Annotated in this window: 14 protein-coding genes; 4 read left to right on the top strand and 10 right to left on the bottom strand. The window is 67.0% G+C overall.

Features of this window, described 5'->3' with window-relative positions:
* Nucleotides 1–168: 168 nt before the first annotated feature.
* Nucleotides 169–726: a DUF1707 SHOCT-like domain-containing protein gene (locus NJ4_RS13675; RefSeq protein WP_067436002.1), complete on the top strand. Its 558-nt coding sequence runs from the start codon at nt 169–171 to the stop codon at nt 724–726.
* A gap of 9 nt (nt 727–735) precedes the next feature.
* Here the strand turns inward: NJ4_RS13675 and NJ4_RS13670 are convergent, their stop codons facing one another.
* From NJ4_RS13670 to uvrB, 3 genes are all read right to left on the bottom strand, one after another.
* Nucleotides 736–1,137 (bottom strand): DivIVA domain-containing protein, encoded by a 402-nt coding sequence (locus NJ4_RS13670; RefSeq protein ID WP_067435999.1) that lies wholly within the window; start codon nt 1,135–1,137, stop codon nt 736–738.
* Nucleotides 1,134–1,505, bottom strand: coding sequence for an MmcQ/YjbR family DNA-binding protein (locus tag NJ4_RS13665; RefSeq protein WP_067435992.1), 372 nt, complete (start codon nt 1,503–1,505; stop codon nt 1,134–1,136). The genes NJ4_RS13670 and NJ4_RS13665 overlap by 4 nt, the downstream gene beginning before the upstream one ends.
* Nucleotides 1,506–1,651: 146 nt before the next feature.
* The gene (gene uvrB / locus NJ4_RS13660; RefSeq protein ID WP_067435987.1) at nt 1,652–3,775 is read right to left on the bottom strand and encodes an excinuclease ABC subunit UvrB; all 2,124 of its coding nucleotides are present in this window, start codon (nt 3,773–3,775) and stop codon (nt 1,652–1,654) included.
* 63 nt (nt 3,776–3,838) lie between these two features.
* Between uvrB and NJ4_RS13655 the strand changes: the two genes are divergently transcribed.
* The 3 genes from NJ4_RS13655 to NJ4_RS13645 are packed head-to-tail and all read left to right on the top strand — an operon-like array spanning nt 3,839 to nt 6,553.
* Complete coding sequence (locus NJ4_RS13655; RefSeq protein WP_245644566.1) at nt 3,839–5,098, top strand: phospholipase D-like domain-containing protein; 1,260 nt, start codon at nt 3,839–3,841, stop codon at nt 5,096–5,098.
* Between the two features lie 19 nt (nt 5,099–5,117).
* On the top strand, nt 5,118–6,017 hold the full coding sequence (locus NJ4_RS13650; protein WP_067435983.1) for an SDR family oxidoreductase: 900 nt from the start codon (nt 5,118–5,120) through the stop codon (nt 6,015–6,017).
* Nucleotides 6,014–6,553 (top strand): carboxymuconolactone decarboxylase family protein, encoded by a 540-nt coding sequence (locus tag NJ4_RS13645; RefSeq protein ID WP_067435979.1) that lies wholly within the window; start codon nt 6,014–6,016, stop codon nt 6,551–6,553. Before NJ4_RS13650 ends, NJ4_RS13645 begins: the two co-directional genes overlap by 4 nt.
* A gap of 13 nt (nt 6,554–6,566) precedes the next feature.
* On the opposite strand, the gene NJ4_RS13640 is transcribed toward NJ4_RS13645, so the two are convergent.
* The 7 genes from NJ4_RS13640 to NJ4_RS13610 are packed head-to-tail and all read right to left on the bottom strand — an operon-like array spanning nt 6,567 to nt 13,567.
* Complete coding sequence (locus tag NJ4_RS13640; RefSeq protein ID WP_067435974.1) at nt 6,567–7,673, bottom strand: MlaD family protein; 1,107 nt, start codon at nt 7,671–7,673, stop codon at nt 6,567–6,569.
* Nucleotides 7,670–8,659, bottom strand: coding sequence for an MCE family protein (locus NJ4_RS13635; RefSeq protein ID WP_067435971.1), 990 nt, complete (start codon nt 8,657–8,659; stop codon nt 7,670–7,672). The genes NJ4_RS13640 and NJ4_RS13635 overlap by 4 nt, the downstream gene beginning before the upstream one ends.
* 23 nt (nt 8,660–8,682) lie before the next feature.
* Nucleotides 8,683–9,756 (bottom strand): MCE family protein, encoded by a 1,074-nt coding sequence (locus tag NJ4_RS13630; RefSeq protein ID WP_169799261.1) that lies wholly within the window; start codon nt 9,754–9,756, stop codon nt 8,683–8,685.
* Nucleotides 9,756–10,730: an MCE family protein gene (locus NJ4_RS13625; RefSeq protein WP_067435965.1), complete on the bottom strand. Its 975-nt coding sequence runs from the start codon at nt 10,728–10,730 to the stop codon at nt 9,756–9,758. The genes NJ4_RS13630 and NJ4_RS13625 overlap by 1 nt, the downstream gene beginning before the upstream one ends.
* Complete coding sequence (locus NJ4_RS13620) at nt 10,727–11,734, bottom strand: MlaD family protein (protein ID WP_067435961.1); 1,008 nt, start codon at nt 11,732–11,734, stop codon at nt 10,727–10,729. Before NJ4_RS13620 ends, NJ4_RS13625 begins: the two co-directional genes overlap by 4 nt.
* A gap of 1 nt (nt 11,735) precedes the next feature.
* Entirely contained in the window at nt 11,736–12,761 is a 1,026-nt protein-coding gene (locus NJ4_RS13615; protein WP_067435958.1) for an MCE family protein, read from the bottom strand.
* Nucleotides 12,761–13,567, bottom strand: a complete 807-nt coding sequence (locus NJ4_RS13610) for an MlaE family ABC transporter permease (RefSeq protein WP_067435955.1) — start codon at nt 13,565–13,567, stop codon at nt 12,761–12,763. The genes NJ4_RS13615 and NJ4_RS13610 overlap by 1 nt, the downstream gene beginning before the upstream one ends.
* Nucleotides 13,568–13,573 lie beyond the last annotated feature (6 nt).

Raw genomic sequence — 13,573 nt, 5'->3', positions numbered from 1 at the left:
TTCGAATCCGTCAGCGACCTGACGGCGATCCGCAATACTAGAACGTGTTCTCATAATGGGCAATGCGCCGCGCGCGTCCTACCCTCGGGTAACGAACGGCTCCACGATTGGTGACGCCGAGCGCAGGCTTGCTCGCACGGGACCACGACCGCGCAATAGGCTGGGCGCATGCCGTCGGTCTGGGAAGAGTTCGAGCACGATCCTCGTCATGCGGACAACGCCGGGTTGAGGGCGGCCGACCGGGACCGGGACGTGGTCCGCCGGCTGCTCACGGAGGCCTACGCCGAGGGCCGCCTCGACCGGGACGAGCTCGACGCCCGCACCGACCGGGTGCTGGCCGCCCGCACCCTCGGTGAGCTCCCGGAGCTCGTCGAGGACATCGTGCCGCGCGTCGCTGCGAGATCCTCGATCGTCCCGCGTGAGGAACAGGCCCTGCGCGAATACACCAAGGACCGCAAGGACGCCCTCTGGACGTTCCTGTCGGTCTCGCTGCTGTGCTGGGTGATCTGGGCGGCAACGAGCTTCGGCGGGGACGGCTTCGACCCCTACTTCCCGTGGCCGCTCTTCGCGATGTTCGGCACGGGCATCAACCTCGGGCGCACGCTCTTCATGCGCAACGAGCTGATCGAGCAGAAGGTGCGGCACCTGGAGAAGAAGGAGCGCAAGGCGCTGGAGAAGAGTGAGCGGCCGGTCACTCCCGAGCTGGATCCTCCCGAGGACCGGTGACCGAACGGGTCAGCGACCGAACAACCGGCTCAGCAGCCCCCGCTGCTCCTGGATCACGCCCGGCTCCTGGGCGGGTGAGTCCTCTCCGGGGTGGGGGTGCTGGGCGTGCGGCTGCGCCTCTTCGGGCGCCGAGGCTCCCTCCGTCGGAGCCGCCTCGGACTGCCCGTTCGACTCCGCCACGACACTCGCCAGGAAGCGGTCGACCTCCGTCATGTCGTATCCCTCGCGGAACCGGGTGGTCGAGAAGCGCACCATGTCGATGAGCGGCTCGACCGGACGCCCTTGCCTGAGCGCGACGACGACGCCGTCGAGGAAGTCGTCGACGTGGCCCATCTCGTAGCCCGCCTGGCCACGGACGGGCGTGAAGATCACCGAGTGGATCCGCTCGATCAGGGCCTGGTTGTCACTCATCGATCGGTCTCCTGTGCGTCGGGGCGAAGCTTCTTCGGCAGTTTTGACACCACCGTGGTGTAGGACTCCTCGACGGCCGCGAGCAGCTCGTCGTCGGGAATGGCGCCGTTGAAGGCCAGGTCGTTCCACCCCGACCGGCCGATGTAGCGCATCACTGACGCGTCATCGGGGTAGCGGTGCAGCCACTCGTCGGCGACGTCCCGGTCGGCACCACACTTCACGCCGACCCCGCCGGCTCCGAGGAACGCGAAGATCTGGCCCCGCTCCCCCGGGCCGACCTTGATCACGGGGTGCTCGTGGCCCCACGGGTTGTCCGACCACGCGCCCGGAAGCCCCAGCGCGAAGGCCTGCATCTGCTCGACATCCATGCGCTCACCCTAGGCCGCACCACGAGTGACGAGAACGCCGCCAGCGTGCGTACCAGGCGCTCAGCGCGTCGCCGGCGCTCGCTTCGCTCGCGCGCTCCTCGCTCGTCGGGAACACTCGAGCTCGTTCCTCACTCGGCGCTCCCTCCTCACTTCGTCGCCTCCATCATCTGGCGGAGCTCCTTCTTGAGGTCGGAGATCTCGTCGCGGAGACGGGCGGCCACCTCGAACTGCAGCTCGGCAGCCGCGGTCTTCATCTGGTCGGTCAGTGCCTGGATCAGCTCGGCCAGGTCGCTGGAGGGGATCCCCGACGTGTCGGGAGCCTCGGCGTGGATCCGGGACAGGGACGGGGTCGGCGCTACCTTCGGCTTCACTCCCCCGGCCCGACCCTTCTGACCGACGTCGGCCCAGGTCTGCAACAGCTCCTGGGTGTTCTCGTCCTCGCGGGCCAGCATGTCGGTGATGTCGGCGATCTTCTTGCGCAGCGGCTGCGGGTCGAGCCCACGCTCGGTGTTGTAGGCGACCTGCTTGGCACGACGTCGGTTGGTCTCGTCGATCGCCCGCTCCATCGAGTCGGTGACCTTGTCGGCGTACATGAACACTTGGCCCGACACGTTGCGCGCCGCACGGCCGATGGTCTGGATCAGCGACTTGTCGGAGCGTAGGAACCCCTCCTTGTCGGCGTCGAGGATCGCCACCAGCGACACCTCGGGCAGGTCGAGGCCCTCACGCAGCAGGTTGATGCCCACCAGGACGTCGTACTCGCCCATGCGGAGCTCGCGCAGCAGCTCGATGCGGCGCAGGGTGTCGACCTCGCTGTGCAGGTAGCGGGTGCGGATGCCGGCGTCGAGCAGGTAGTCGGTGAGGTCCTCGGACATCTTCTTGGTCAGGGTGGTCACCAGCACCCGCTCGTTCTTCTCTGCGCGGGTCCGGATCTCATGGATCAGGTCGTCGATCTGGCCCTTGGTGGGCTTGACGATGACCTCGGGGTCGACCAGGCCGGTCGGCCGGATGATCTGCTCGACGACATCGCCCTGCACCTTGTCGAGCTCGTAGTTGCCCGGGGTGGCCGAGAGATAGATCGTCTGACCGATCCGCTCGAGGAACTCCTCCCACTTCAAGGGGCGGTTGTCCATCGCGCTGGGGAGACGGAAGCCGTGCTCGACGAGGTTGCGCTTGCGGGACATGTCGCCTTCGTACATGCCACCGATCTGCGGCACCGCGACATGGGACTCGTCGACGACCAGCATGAAGTCCTCGGGGAAGTAGTCGAGCAGACAGTTGGGCGCGGTGCCACGGGCTCGGCCGTCGATGTGCATCGAGTAGTTCTCGATGCCCGAGCAGGACCCGACCTGGCGCATCATCTCGATGTCGTACGTCGTCCTCATCCGCAACCGCTGCGCCTCGAGCAGCTTGCCCTGGCGCTCGAAGGTGGCCAGCTGGTCGGTCAGCTCGGCCTCGATGCCGTTGATCGCACGCTCCATGCGCTCCGGCCCGGCCACATAGTGGGTGGCCGGGAAGACGTAGAGCTCCTGGTCGTCGGTGATCACCTCGCCACTGATCGGGTGCAGCGTCATCAACCGCTCGACCTCGTCGCCGAAGAACTCGATGCGCACCGCCAGCTCTTCGTAGACCGGGAAGATCTCGAGGGTGTCGCCGCGCACCCGGAACGTGCCGCGGGTGAAGGCCAGGTCGTTTCGGGTGTACTGGATCTCGACGAGTCGTCGCAGGATCGAGTCGCGGTCGTGCTCCTCACCGACACGCAACCGGAGCATGCGGTCGACGTACTCCTGGGGGGTGCCGAGACCGTAGATGCACGAGACGGTCGAGACCACGATGACGTCGCGCCGGGTCAGCAGCGAGTTGGTCGCGGAGTGCCGCAGCCGCTCGACCTCCTCGTTGATCGAGGAGTCCTTCTCGATGTAGGTGTCGGTCTGCGGGACGTAGGCCTCGGGCTGGTAGTAGTCGTAGTAGCTGACGAAGTACTCGACGGCGTTGTTGGGGAACAGCGAGCGCAGCTCGTTGGCGAACTGCGCGGCCAGCGTCTTGTTGGGCTGGAGGACCAGCAACGGTCGCTGCAGCTCCTCGGCCACCCAGGCCACGGTCGCTGTCTTGCCGGTGCCGGTGGCGCCCAGCAGGACGACGTCGTCGACGCCGTCGCGCACCCGGGCGGAGATCTCCTTGATCGCCGCCGGTTGGTCGCCCGCCGGCTGGTAGTCGGAGATCACTTCGAACGGCGCCACCCGACGCTCGAGATCGGTCACTGGTCGCATGTCGTCCAGCCTAACCACCGGCACCGACAACGCGTCCGCCCGAGGAGCGGCTACATTGACGCCGTGCCCCGAACAGTCCGCAGCCGGGATCGGCTGCTCACCTACGTGCGGCGAACTCTGCTGTCCTTCTTCGGCGCGCAGCTCCTGCTCGCGATGGGTCTGACCCTGGTCGACTCCTATCGGCGCCGGAACAAGAAGCCCAAGCCGTTCCCGACGACCAGCCCGAGCACGGTCGAGGTGGGCGACGGCACGGTGACGACGTACACCTTCGGCCAGGACCTGTACGACGACATGCTGGCGGCGATCGACGGGGCCAAGCGCCAGATCCTCTTCGAGACCTACATCTGGAAGGGCGACGAGGTCGGCGAGCGGTTCAAGCAGGCCCTGACCGAGGCGGCCGAGCGCGGCGTCGACGTGCACATCATCTACGACGCGTTCGCCAACATCGTGGTGAAGCCGACGTTCAAGAACTTCAGCCCCCGGCTGAAGGTGCTGCGCTTCCCGGTCTACAACGCCGGGCTCCGGTTCTTCGACCTCCGCCACTACGGCCGCGACCACCGCAAGATCCTCGTCGTCGACGACGAGGTCGGGTTCGTGGGCGGCTACAACATCGGCACCCCCTACGCCACCGAGTGGCGCGACACCCACTGCCGCATCACCGGGCCCGGTGTGTGGGACCTCAAGCGTGCGTTCGCCGACTTCTGGAACCTCTACCGACGCAAGCGCTTCCGGGCCAGCGAACGCCCCCTCCTGCTGGAGACCGCGTCGCAGTGGGAGCCCAGGATCCGCTTCCACCGCAACGTGCCGCGACTGTGGATGTTCCCGATCCGCTCGATGTATCTCGAGGCGATCAACCGGGCCACCGACAACGTCTGGCTCACCCACGCCTACTTCATCCCTGACCAGGACTTCGTCGACGCCCTGGCGAACGCGGCCCGGCGTGGGGTCGACGTACGCCTGCTGGTGCCGGCCAAGTCGAACCACATCGTGGCCGACTGGATCTCCCGAGGCTACTTCGGCCAGCTGATCGCCGCCGGCGTGCGCATCTTCCGGTTCAAGGACGCCATGGTGCACGCCAAGACGGCCACCATCGACGGCAGCTGGGCCACCATCGGCACCGCCAACATCGACCGGCTGAGCATGCAGGGCAACTACGAGATCAACGTCGAGATCATCGACCCGGGCATGGCCCGGGCGATGGAGCAGATCTACGAGGTCGACCTGTCCAACAGCGCCGAGCTGACCCGGGACGAATGGGAGTCCCGCGACATCTACCGACGCTTCACCGAGTCCGTGCTGGCGCCGCTGCGGCCGCTTCTCTGACCCCCACCTCAGGAGACACATGTTCCGCCGCCCCTTCAGCTCTTCCTTTCGGGACCTGTCCGGCAAGAAGATCTTCGTCACCGGTGCGGCCAGCGGAATCGGCAGGTCCTGCGCTCTCCTGGCCGCCTCCGAGGGGGCTTCGGTCTTCCTCACCGACCGCAACACCGACGAGCTCGCGGCCACGGCCGCCGAAATCCGCGCCAGCGGCGGTTCGGTGCCGTTCACCGAGGCGGTCGACATCAGCGACTATCCAGCAGTGGCGGCCCTGGCCACCCGGCTGACCGCCGCCCACGGGGCCATGGACGTCGTCATGAACGTCGCCGGGATCTCGTCGTGGGGAACCGTCCAGTCCCTCGAGCACGACCAGTGGCGCAAGCTGGTCGACGTCAACCTGATGGGCCCGATCCACGTCATCGAGGAGCTGATCCCCCCGATGATCGAGTCCGGGCGCCCCGGTCACCTGGTCAACGTCTCCTCGGCTGCCGGCATCATCGGGATGCCGTGGCACGCGGCCTACTCGGCCAGCAAGTTCGGGCTGCGCGGCGTCTCTGAGGTCCTCCGCTTCGACCTGCGGCGACACCGGATCGGGGTCAGCCTGGTCTGTCCGGGCGGCGTCGACACCGGCCTCACCGAGACCATCGACATCGCCGGCGTGGACAAGTCGACACCGTCCTTCGAGCGGGCCCATGCCCACTTCCGCAAGCGCGCGGTCAGTCCCGACGTGGCGGCCTCGGCGATCCTCGACGGGGTACGCCGCAACAAGTACTGGGTCTACACCTCCAACGACATCCGGTTCATCCACTTCCTGCAGCGGCACTGCTCGCCGGCGTACGTCGTCGCGATGCGGGTGATGAACGCGGGCGCCAACAAGGCGCTTCCCGCGGTGGGCAGGGCCCGTCGCACCGGTGGCACTGCGTGAGCCCGCAGGCACGACTGTCCCCCGGTGGCGTCCGCGAGGTCGGCCCGGCAATCTGGGCGTTCTCCCGGTTGGCCGGCCGGGTCTCGGGCACCGAGCCGCCCGCGGTGTTCCTGACCCTGGGCCGCAACCGTCGGCTGTTCTGGGGGTGGTTGCACTTCGCGGGACGGCTGATGCCCGGCGGTCGCCTCCCTCGCCGGGAGACCGAGCTGGTCATCCTGCGCGTCGCGGCCCGGGCCGGCTCGGCGTACGAATGGGGCCAGCACGAGGGCCTCGGCCGCAAGGCGGGGTTGACCGCGCCCGAGATCGAGGCGTTGGCCGATCGCGGCACCCACGCATGGCCGGAGCGCGACGCGATGCTCCTCGCCACCACCGACGAGCTGCTGCGCGACGCCGACCTGTCGGACGCCGCCTGGGCACGAGTGCGTGACCACCTCGACGAGCGCACCAGCGTGGAGCTGCTCATGCTGGTCGGCCACTACCGCATGCTGGCCACCACCCTGACCGCCCTGCGGGTCCAGCCCGACCGGCGCCGCTGACGCTGAGCGGGGCTCAGCGAGTCAACGCCGGGGGCGCGTGGTTCGCCCCGCGCCACGGAGCGCCATCGCCGCAGTGGCCGTTCAGATAGAGATCGCGACCGCCGGTGCCCTCCATCGGGTCACCCTTGTTGTCGACGTAGGTGCAGATCGACGGGGTCTCCTCCAGGCTGGCCGTGACGTTCATGTAGCCGTTGTACATGACGCTCGCGAAGCGGCCCAGGCCGTAGGGCGTCATCGACAGCGTGGCCTGCAGGTGCGGTCCGCGCAGGGCCAGGAACTTGGTCAGCGGGTTGACGTTCTTCAGCAGGCCGGGCAGGCGGTGGTCGACACCGTCGATCAGCACCATCACGTCGGCCAGGTCACCGGGCATCCGAGTGAGCACCTCACGCAGCTGTGGGTTCCACTGCAGGAACCAGGTGCCCACCGTGGCCGCGGATGCGGCGAAGTCCGTCAGCAGCTGCCGGTTGTCGGCGAAGATCTTCAGCGTCGTGCGCCCCTGGGTCAAGACCTTCTCGGCCGTCGGCCACGTGGTGTCGACGGTGTCGAGGAGGGTCTCCGTGTTGGCGAGCAGCTGACGCAGCTCCTCGCCGCTGCCGTCGAACGCGGTGTTGATCTCGTGCAGGACCGAGCGCACCTTGTCGGGGTCGACCTGACGCATCGCGGCCTGGAGGCCGCTGACCATCTTCGCGATCGAGACCGGGAGGTCCTCCGCGGTCGCGGTGACCCGGTCACCGTCGGCGAGGTAGGGACCGCCCGTGGTGCGGGGCCGGAAGTCGATGTACTGCTCGCCGACCGGCGAGAGTGAGCGGACCTTGGCCTCCACGTCCTGGGGGATCTGGACGTCGGACTTGAGCTTGACGGTGACCTTCACGCCCTTGCCGTCGAGCACGATGCTCTTGACCTCGCCGACCTCGACGCCGCGATAGCTCGCCGAGGACCCCTCGAAGAGGCCACCGGTGCGCGGCATCGTCACGGTGATCTCATCCTGGTCCTTGCCGAGCGGCGCCTGCAGGATCCACGCGAAGATCAGGATCAGGCACAGGACCAGGACGCCGGCCAGCACGGCTGCGCCGAAGATCAGCTTCCCGAGTGAGGCCTTGGCGGCCTTCTTGTTCTTCACTGCTGCCCCCGCTCGGTCGTCGTACGAGCACCGGGAGTGGGCAGACCGAAGTCGCCACTGAGCCGCATCTCGAGCGCGAGGTTGAGGTATTCGGTGGGCACGGCCCGATCGATCAACCCGGCCAGCTCGGTCGCCTTGATCAGCATGGTCTTGGCCTGGGCCTTGTTGTTCTGGAGCGTGTCGAGCACGGGACCGATCTCGGCCGCCGACGCGCTGATGTCGCCCTTGGTGGCGGTGACCAGCCCGTCGACCTTCTTGCTCATCCCCTGCAGCTCCTGGAGGAGTGAGGTGATCCGGCCACTGTTGCGTCGAACCACCTTCGCCACCGGACCCGCCAGCTTGAGCGCACGGTTGATCTGCGCCTCGCGAGCGTTGAGCAGCTTGGAGGTGCGTGCCAACGCGGTCAGGAAGACGTCGATGTCGGTCTTGCTGTCGTTGAGCGTGCCGACCAGGGACTCGGTGTTGTTGATGAAGTCACGCACGGTCCCGGTGCGTCCGTCGAGTGCGGTGTTGACCTCGTTGACGATCGTCTTGATCTGGCTGAGGCTGCCGCCGTTGATCAGCAGTGACGCCGCGGCCAGACCGTCCTCGACGGTCGGTGCCGACCGCGTCTGGTCGATGGTGATCGCCGCGCCGTCCTTGAGCAGCTGGGGACTCTTGCCGCGGATCACCTCCACGAAGAGTTCACCGAGCGCCGTGGTGGGACGGAGCCGGAACAGCGTGTCCTCGGGAAGCTTGGTCTTGCCGTCCATGTTCAGGGTGACGCGGGCCTGGAAGTCGGCGGTGGCGACCTCCTCGACCCGTCCCACGGTGGCGCCGTCGATCTTCACCGCGGCACCGTTGGCCAGGTTCAGGGCGTCGGGGAACGCCACGGTCACCTGATAGGGGTTCTCCACCCCCGTGGAGACCGGGATGTTCTCGGCATTGAGTGCCGAGCAACCGGTCGCGGCCAGAAGGGCGGCGACGAGCAATGCAAGGATCCGCATCAGAGGGAGACGACCTGGACGACTCACGGCTGGTTCCCCCTTCCGAGCAGGATGTCGATCACACGGCCGATGTCCTGAGCACCGGAGAGGGCCTCGCACAGTGGCCCCGGGACCAGCCCGCACAGCGCGTGGATGAGCTCGGTGCCGGGCAGCAGCTTGTCGATCGGAAGGCGGATGTCGAGGCGCTTGCGGTCGTTGATCGCGCGGCCCAGGTTCTCCATCGCGACCGGCATCACCTCGAGGAACTCGCCGAGGGATCCCTTGTGCTTGAGGATGCGCTGGGAGAGGTCCTCGATGTTGGACACGGCCGATCGCATGTCGCCCTTGTGGTGCTTGACGAAGATCGCCAGCAGACTGATCGTCTCGCTGAGGCTGTCGACCGCGGTCTGCAGGTTGATCCGCTCGTCACGCACCAGGTTGGTCGTGGCGGAGATGTTCTTGATGAAGGTGCGGGCCAGCTTGTCGTTCTTGGCGATCGAGGCGGTCAGCGTGTCCAGGTTCGCCAGCGTCGTGGCGAAGGCGTCGCTGTGCTCGGCGAACGCGCCGGTGCCGTTGACCAGGTTGGTGATCGTGCTGCGGATCACCTTGCCGTTGCCGTCGAGGGAGGCCGCGGTCTTGTCGAGCAGCCGCTTGAGCGGCTTGCTGTTCTTGCCCTTGCCGTTGAGCCCCTCGGCGAGGACGTCGATGGCGTCGAGCACCTCGTCCCACTCGACCGGGGTGCGGGTCTTGGCCTGGTCGATCTCGGCGCCCGACTTCATCACCGGACCGCTCTTGTAGACCGGCGTGAGTTCGACGTACCGGTCGGTGGCCATCGACCGGGAGACGACCACGGCGCCCGCGTCGGCGGGAATCTTCACGTCAGGGTCGACCTCGATGCTGACTGAGACCCGGTCGCCGTGGGGCTCGATCTTGGTGACCTCGCCCACCGGCACGCCGAGCACACCGACGTCGTTGCCGACGAACAGCCCGGCACTGTTGGAGAGCTCGACGGTGATCGTCGTCTTCTCCTTGCCGAAGGGCCCGCAGCCGGTGAGACCGGCCAGCAGCAGGGCGAGTACGACGACCAACCGGGCGACGTGTGCGAACGAGGAGCGCATCAGCATGCCCCTTTCAGCGCGCACCGGAGATTGTCCGGTGTGGCTCCGGGCATGTACTGGTCGAGCCAGGAACCGGCACCGGTGGCGTTGGCGAAGTAGCGGGCCGTGGGGCCGAGCAGCTCCGCGACCTGACCGAGTTTGGCGTGGTTGCGGGTCAACAGCGTGATCGTGGTGTTCAGGTTGTCGAGCATGGGACCGACCTCGTCGCGGTTCTCCTTCATCAGGCTGGTCAGCTGGGTGCCGATCGCCCGCAGGTCCACGAGGAGGTTGTGGATCGCCTGACGACGGGTCAGCAGCTCGCCCATCAACACGTTGGCCTGCTTCATCAGCACCGTGATGTCGTCACTGCTATTGGCCAGCTGCTCGCTGAAGGTGCTCGTCGACTCGAGCAGCGTGCCGAGGTCGTCGGAGCGGTTGGCGAACATCTCGGAGAGCTCCGAGATGCCCTTCAGCGCGGGGATGAACTCCTCACGCGAGGCATCCATCGTCTTGGCCACCGTGTTGAGTGCCTTGCGGATCGTGTCGACGTCCAGCTTCTGCGACAGGTCGCCGGTCTCGTTGATGACGTCCTGGAGGTTGAAGGGCACGCGGGTCTGGGCCAACGGGATGTGCTCGTGGGTGAGCTCACCGTTCCCGGCCGGGGAGAGCAGCAGGAAGTGCGTGCCCAACAGGGTGGCCACCTTGACCTCGGCGGTCGTGTTCTTGCCGAGGTCGATGTCCTTGTCGACGGTGAACTCCACCTTGACGTGTTGCCCGTCGAGCTCGATCTTGCGGATCTCACCCACACCGACCCCGGCGACCTGCACCTCTTCACCCACCCGGAGGCCGGCCGAGTGCTCGAGCTCGGCGGTGTAGGTGTTCGAGCCGAACGGGAAGATGGTGGTCGCCATGATCAGCGCGGCCAGGATCGCGACCACGGCCGCGCCCATCAGGCCGATGCGGCGGTAGTTCTCGGGAGTCTTGGCGATGTTCATCGGCAGGCCTCCGAGTGTGGGCGGTTCGGGTTGCCGAGCCAGGTCGTCTTGTCCCCCAGCAGCTTGATGCCGAAGGAACACGGGTAGACCTGCAGGTGGCTGCCGTAGGACTGCGAGCGCACGAACGCACCGACCAGCTGCGGGAGGGCGTCGAGGGCGTTCTCGATCACGGGTGTGCCCCGTCCGATCGTGGCGCCCAGGCGGCGCAACGAGCGGATGTCCGCCGCGATCGTCGGCCGCAGGTCGTTGACCAGGCTGGTGGTCGAGTCGAGGTTGGTGCCGATGTTGTCCAGGGCCCCGAAGAACTGACCACTGCCCTTGTTCAGCTCGGTGGCCAGCTCGCGCAGCTCGACCAGGGCTGTGTCGAACTCGTCGGAGTTGGCGGCCAGGTTGTCGATGACCGGGGTGAGGTTCTCCACGACCTCCCCGAAGACCTGGTCCTTGTCGGCCAGGAACGTGGTCAGCTCGGCGGTCTCGGAGAGCAACGACTCCACGCTGCCCGACTCACCCTGGAGGACGGAGACGATGTTGGTGGCCAGGGTGTTGAGATCCTTGGGCGAGAGGACGTTGAACAGCGGCTCGAACCCGTTCAGGAGCGCGGTCAGGTCGAATCCCGGGCGGGTGCGGTTCAGGCCGATCTTGTCGCCGTCCTCGAGCCGCTTGCCGGGCTGGGCACCGGGAGTCAGCGCAAGGTACTTCTGGCCCAGCAGGTTCTGGTAGCGCATGACCACACGGGTGGTGTCGCTGACCTTCTGGCTGTCCTGGACGGTGAACTCGACCTGGGCGGTGCGGTTGTCCTTGACCTCGACGCCCTCGACGCGGCCGACCTTGACGCCTGAGATGCGTACGTCGTCACCGGTGCGCAGGCCACTGATGTTCGTGAACTCCGCGTAGAGCGTCTTGGTGTCGCCGTCGACCTTGTTGGTCATCGTGTTGTAGAGCGCGATGAACAGCAGGATCGAGATCAGGCTGAAGATGCCGAACTTGATGCCGATGGCCTTCATGTCAGCACCCCCTGCCACGGAGACCGGCGTACGACGGGCAGTCACCCGGGCCGTACTCGGACTCCGGGGTCAGTCGCAGGTCGGCGTCGATCCGCATGTAGGGGCCGAACTTGAACGCCTCGCCACCGTTGGTGCCCAGTGCGATCACCGCGGCGAACGTGCGCGGGATGTCGCCCCGGCTCATGTAGAGCGTGTGGATCACCCGGCGCAGGTAGGGAAGGCCGTACTGCAGGGCGGCCTGGTTGTGCGTGACGACGTTGTCGATGGACCCGCTGACGTCGGTCAGACCGGAGAGCACTGACTGGAACTCCTTCTCCATGTCGATCATGGTCTGTCCCGCTGCCATCACCCCGTCGAGTGCGGTGAACAGGTTGGGCGTGATCTTGGAGAACGTCGACATCACGACCGTGGCCAGGCGGATGTCCTGGCGGATCAGCGGCATGAACGGCTCGATCCGTGAGACGGCCCGGTTGGCGGTCTCGATCATCGAGCCGATGTCGTCGCCCTTGCCGTCGAGGGTGGAGGCGAAGGTCTCCAGCATGGTGGCCAGCTCGGCCGGGCCGAGTGCGTCGACGAGCGCCTGGGTCTCTTCGAGGAGGTCGCCGAGCTCGATGGTCTCGGCCGACGCATCCTGTTTGAGCGAGGCGTTCGTGGTCACCACACCGCGGGGGGCGCGGGGACGGAGCAGCTCGACGTAGGCCGCACCGAAGATGCTGACCGGCAGCACCCGCACGGTCACGTTGCCGGGGACCTTCTCGGCCTGCTCGGGATCGAACTGCATGCCGACCTTGACGCCCTTGGCCGCCGGCTCGATCTCGTCCACCTTGCCGACCACGATGCCGTCGAGCTTGACCTCGGCTCCGATCTCGAGGGCACCGCCGGCGGTGTCGAGAACGGCGGTGGCCGGGACGGTCTCGTCGAACTTGCCGAACGACTTGGCCAGCAGCAGCCCCACCGCGACGGCGAGAATGCAGAGGAACACCGCACCGCGGAGGGCCTGGGTGCGCACGGATGCCGGGGCGCTCATCAGCCCGCCACCCTGAATCCCGGATCATTGCCCCAGAACACGAGTGTGAGCAGCATGTCGACCAGGACCACGCACACGATGCTGCACCGGATGGCGCGACCGGTGGCCTCGCCCACACCTTGGGGGCCGCTGCCCGCACGGAAACCGAACCAACAGTGGATGACCGCCACCATCGTGGCGAAGACGAGGATCTTGATGATCGAGAGGAAGACGTCGCGGCCGTCGATGAACGAGAAGAAGTAGTGCTCGTAGGTGCCACGCGACTGGTTGAAGATGAAGACCACCGACGCCTCGGAGGCGGCGTACGCACCCAGGAGGCCGATCAGGTAGAGCGGAAGGATCGCGAACATGCAGGCGAGCACCCGGGTGGTGACCAGGTAGCGCATCGGCTCGACCGCCATCACCTCCAGCGCGTCGATCTCCTCGGAGATGCGCATGGACCCGATCTGTGCGGTGAAACGACATCCGACCTGTCCACCGAGGGCCAGGGCGGCGACCAAGGGGGCGAGCTCGCGGGTGTTCACGCCGGCACTGACGAAACCGGTCAGCGGCGCCAGACCCATGATCTCCAGGCCGTTGAAGCCCTCGATGCCGAGCGAGGTGCCGGCCGAGAGGGAGAGCAGGATCATCACGCCGACCGTGCCGCCGCCGACCAGGAGCGCACCGGAGCCCCAGCTGATGTCGGCGAGCTGGCGCAGCACCTCTTTGTAGTAACGCTGCAACGTGAAGCGCGTGCCCCGGAACGTGGTCCAGGTGAACCAGACGAAGTCACTGAACCGCGCGAGCGCGCTCTGCACACCAGTCATCGCGGG

Source organism: Nocardioides jensenii JCM 1364 = NBRC 14755, assembly GCF_001552535.1.
GTDB classification, from domain to species: domain Bacteria; phylum Actinomycetota; class Actinomycetes; order Propionibacteriales; family Nocardioidaceae; genus Nocardioides; species Nocardioides jensenii.
Note: the sequence above shows the minus strand (reverse complement) of the source record. Positions and strands in the feature narration are given on the sequence as shown.

Coding starts and splice junctions, on each gene's coding strand:
- NJ4_RS13650 (WP_067435983.1), top strand. CDS start 5,118: ATGTTCCGCCGCCCCTTCAGCTCTTCCTTTCGGGACCTGTCCGGCAAG.
- NJ4_RS13670 (WP_067435999.1), bottom strand. CDS start 1,137: ATGAGTGACAACCAGGCCCTGATCGAGCGGATCCACTCGGTGATCTTC.
- NJ4_RS13620 (WP_067435961.1), bottom strand. CDS start 11,734: ATGAAGGCCATCGGCATCAAGTTCGGCATCTTCAGCCTGATCTCGATC.
- NJ4_RS13635 (WP_067435971.1), bottom strand. CDS start 8,659: ATGCGGATCCTTGCATTGCTCGTCGCCGCCCTTCTGGCCGCGACCGGT.
- NJ4_RS13610 (WP_067435955.1), bottom strand. CDS start 13,567: ATGACTGGTGTGCAGAGCGCGCTCGCGCGGTTCAGTGACTTCGTCTGG.
- NJ4_RS13630 (WP_169799261.1), bottom strand. CDS start 9,756: ATGCGCTCCTCGTTCGCACACGTCGCCCGGTTGGTCGTCGTACTCGCC.
- NJ4_RS13615 (WP_067435958.1), bottom strand. CDS start 12,761: ATGAGCGCCCCGGCATCCGTGCGCACCCAGGCCCTCCGCGGTGCGGTG.
- NJ4_RS13625 (WP_067435965.1), bottom strand. CDS start 10,730: ATGAACATCGCCAAGACTCCCGAGAACTACCGCCGCATCGGCCTGATG.
- uvrB (WP_067435987.1), bottom strand. CDS start 3,775: ATGCGACCAGTGACCGATCTCGAGCGTCGGGTGGCGCCGTTCGAAGTG.
- NJ4_RS13665 (WP_067435992.1), bottom strand. CDS start 1,505: ATGGATGTCGAGCAGATGCAGGCCTTCGCGCTGGGGCTTCCGGGCGCG.
- NJ4_RS13675 (WP_067436002.1), top strand. CDS start 169: ATGCCGTCGGTCTGGGAAGAGTTCGAGCACGATCCTCGTCATGCGGAC.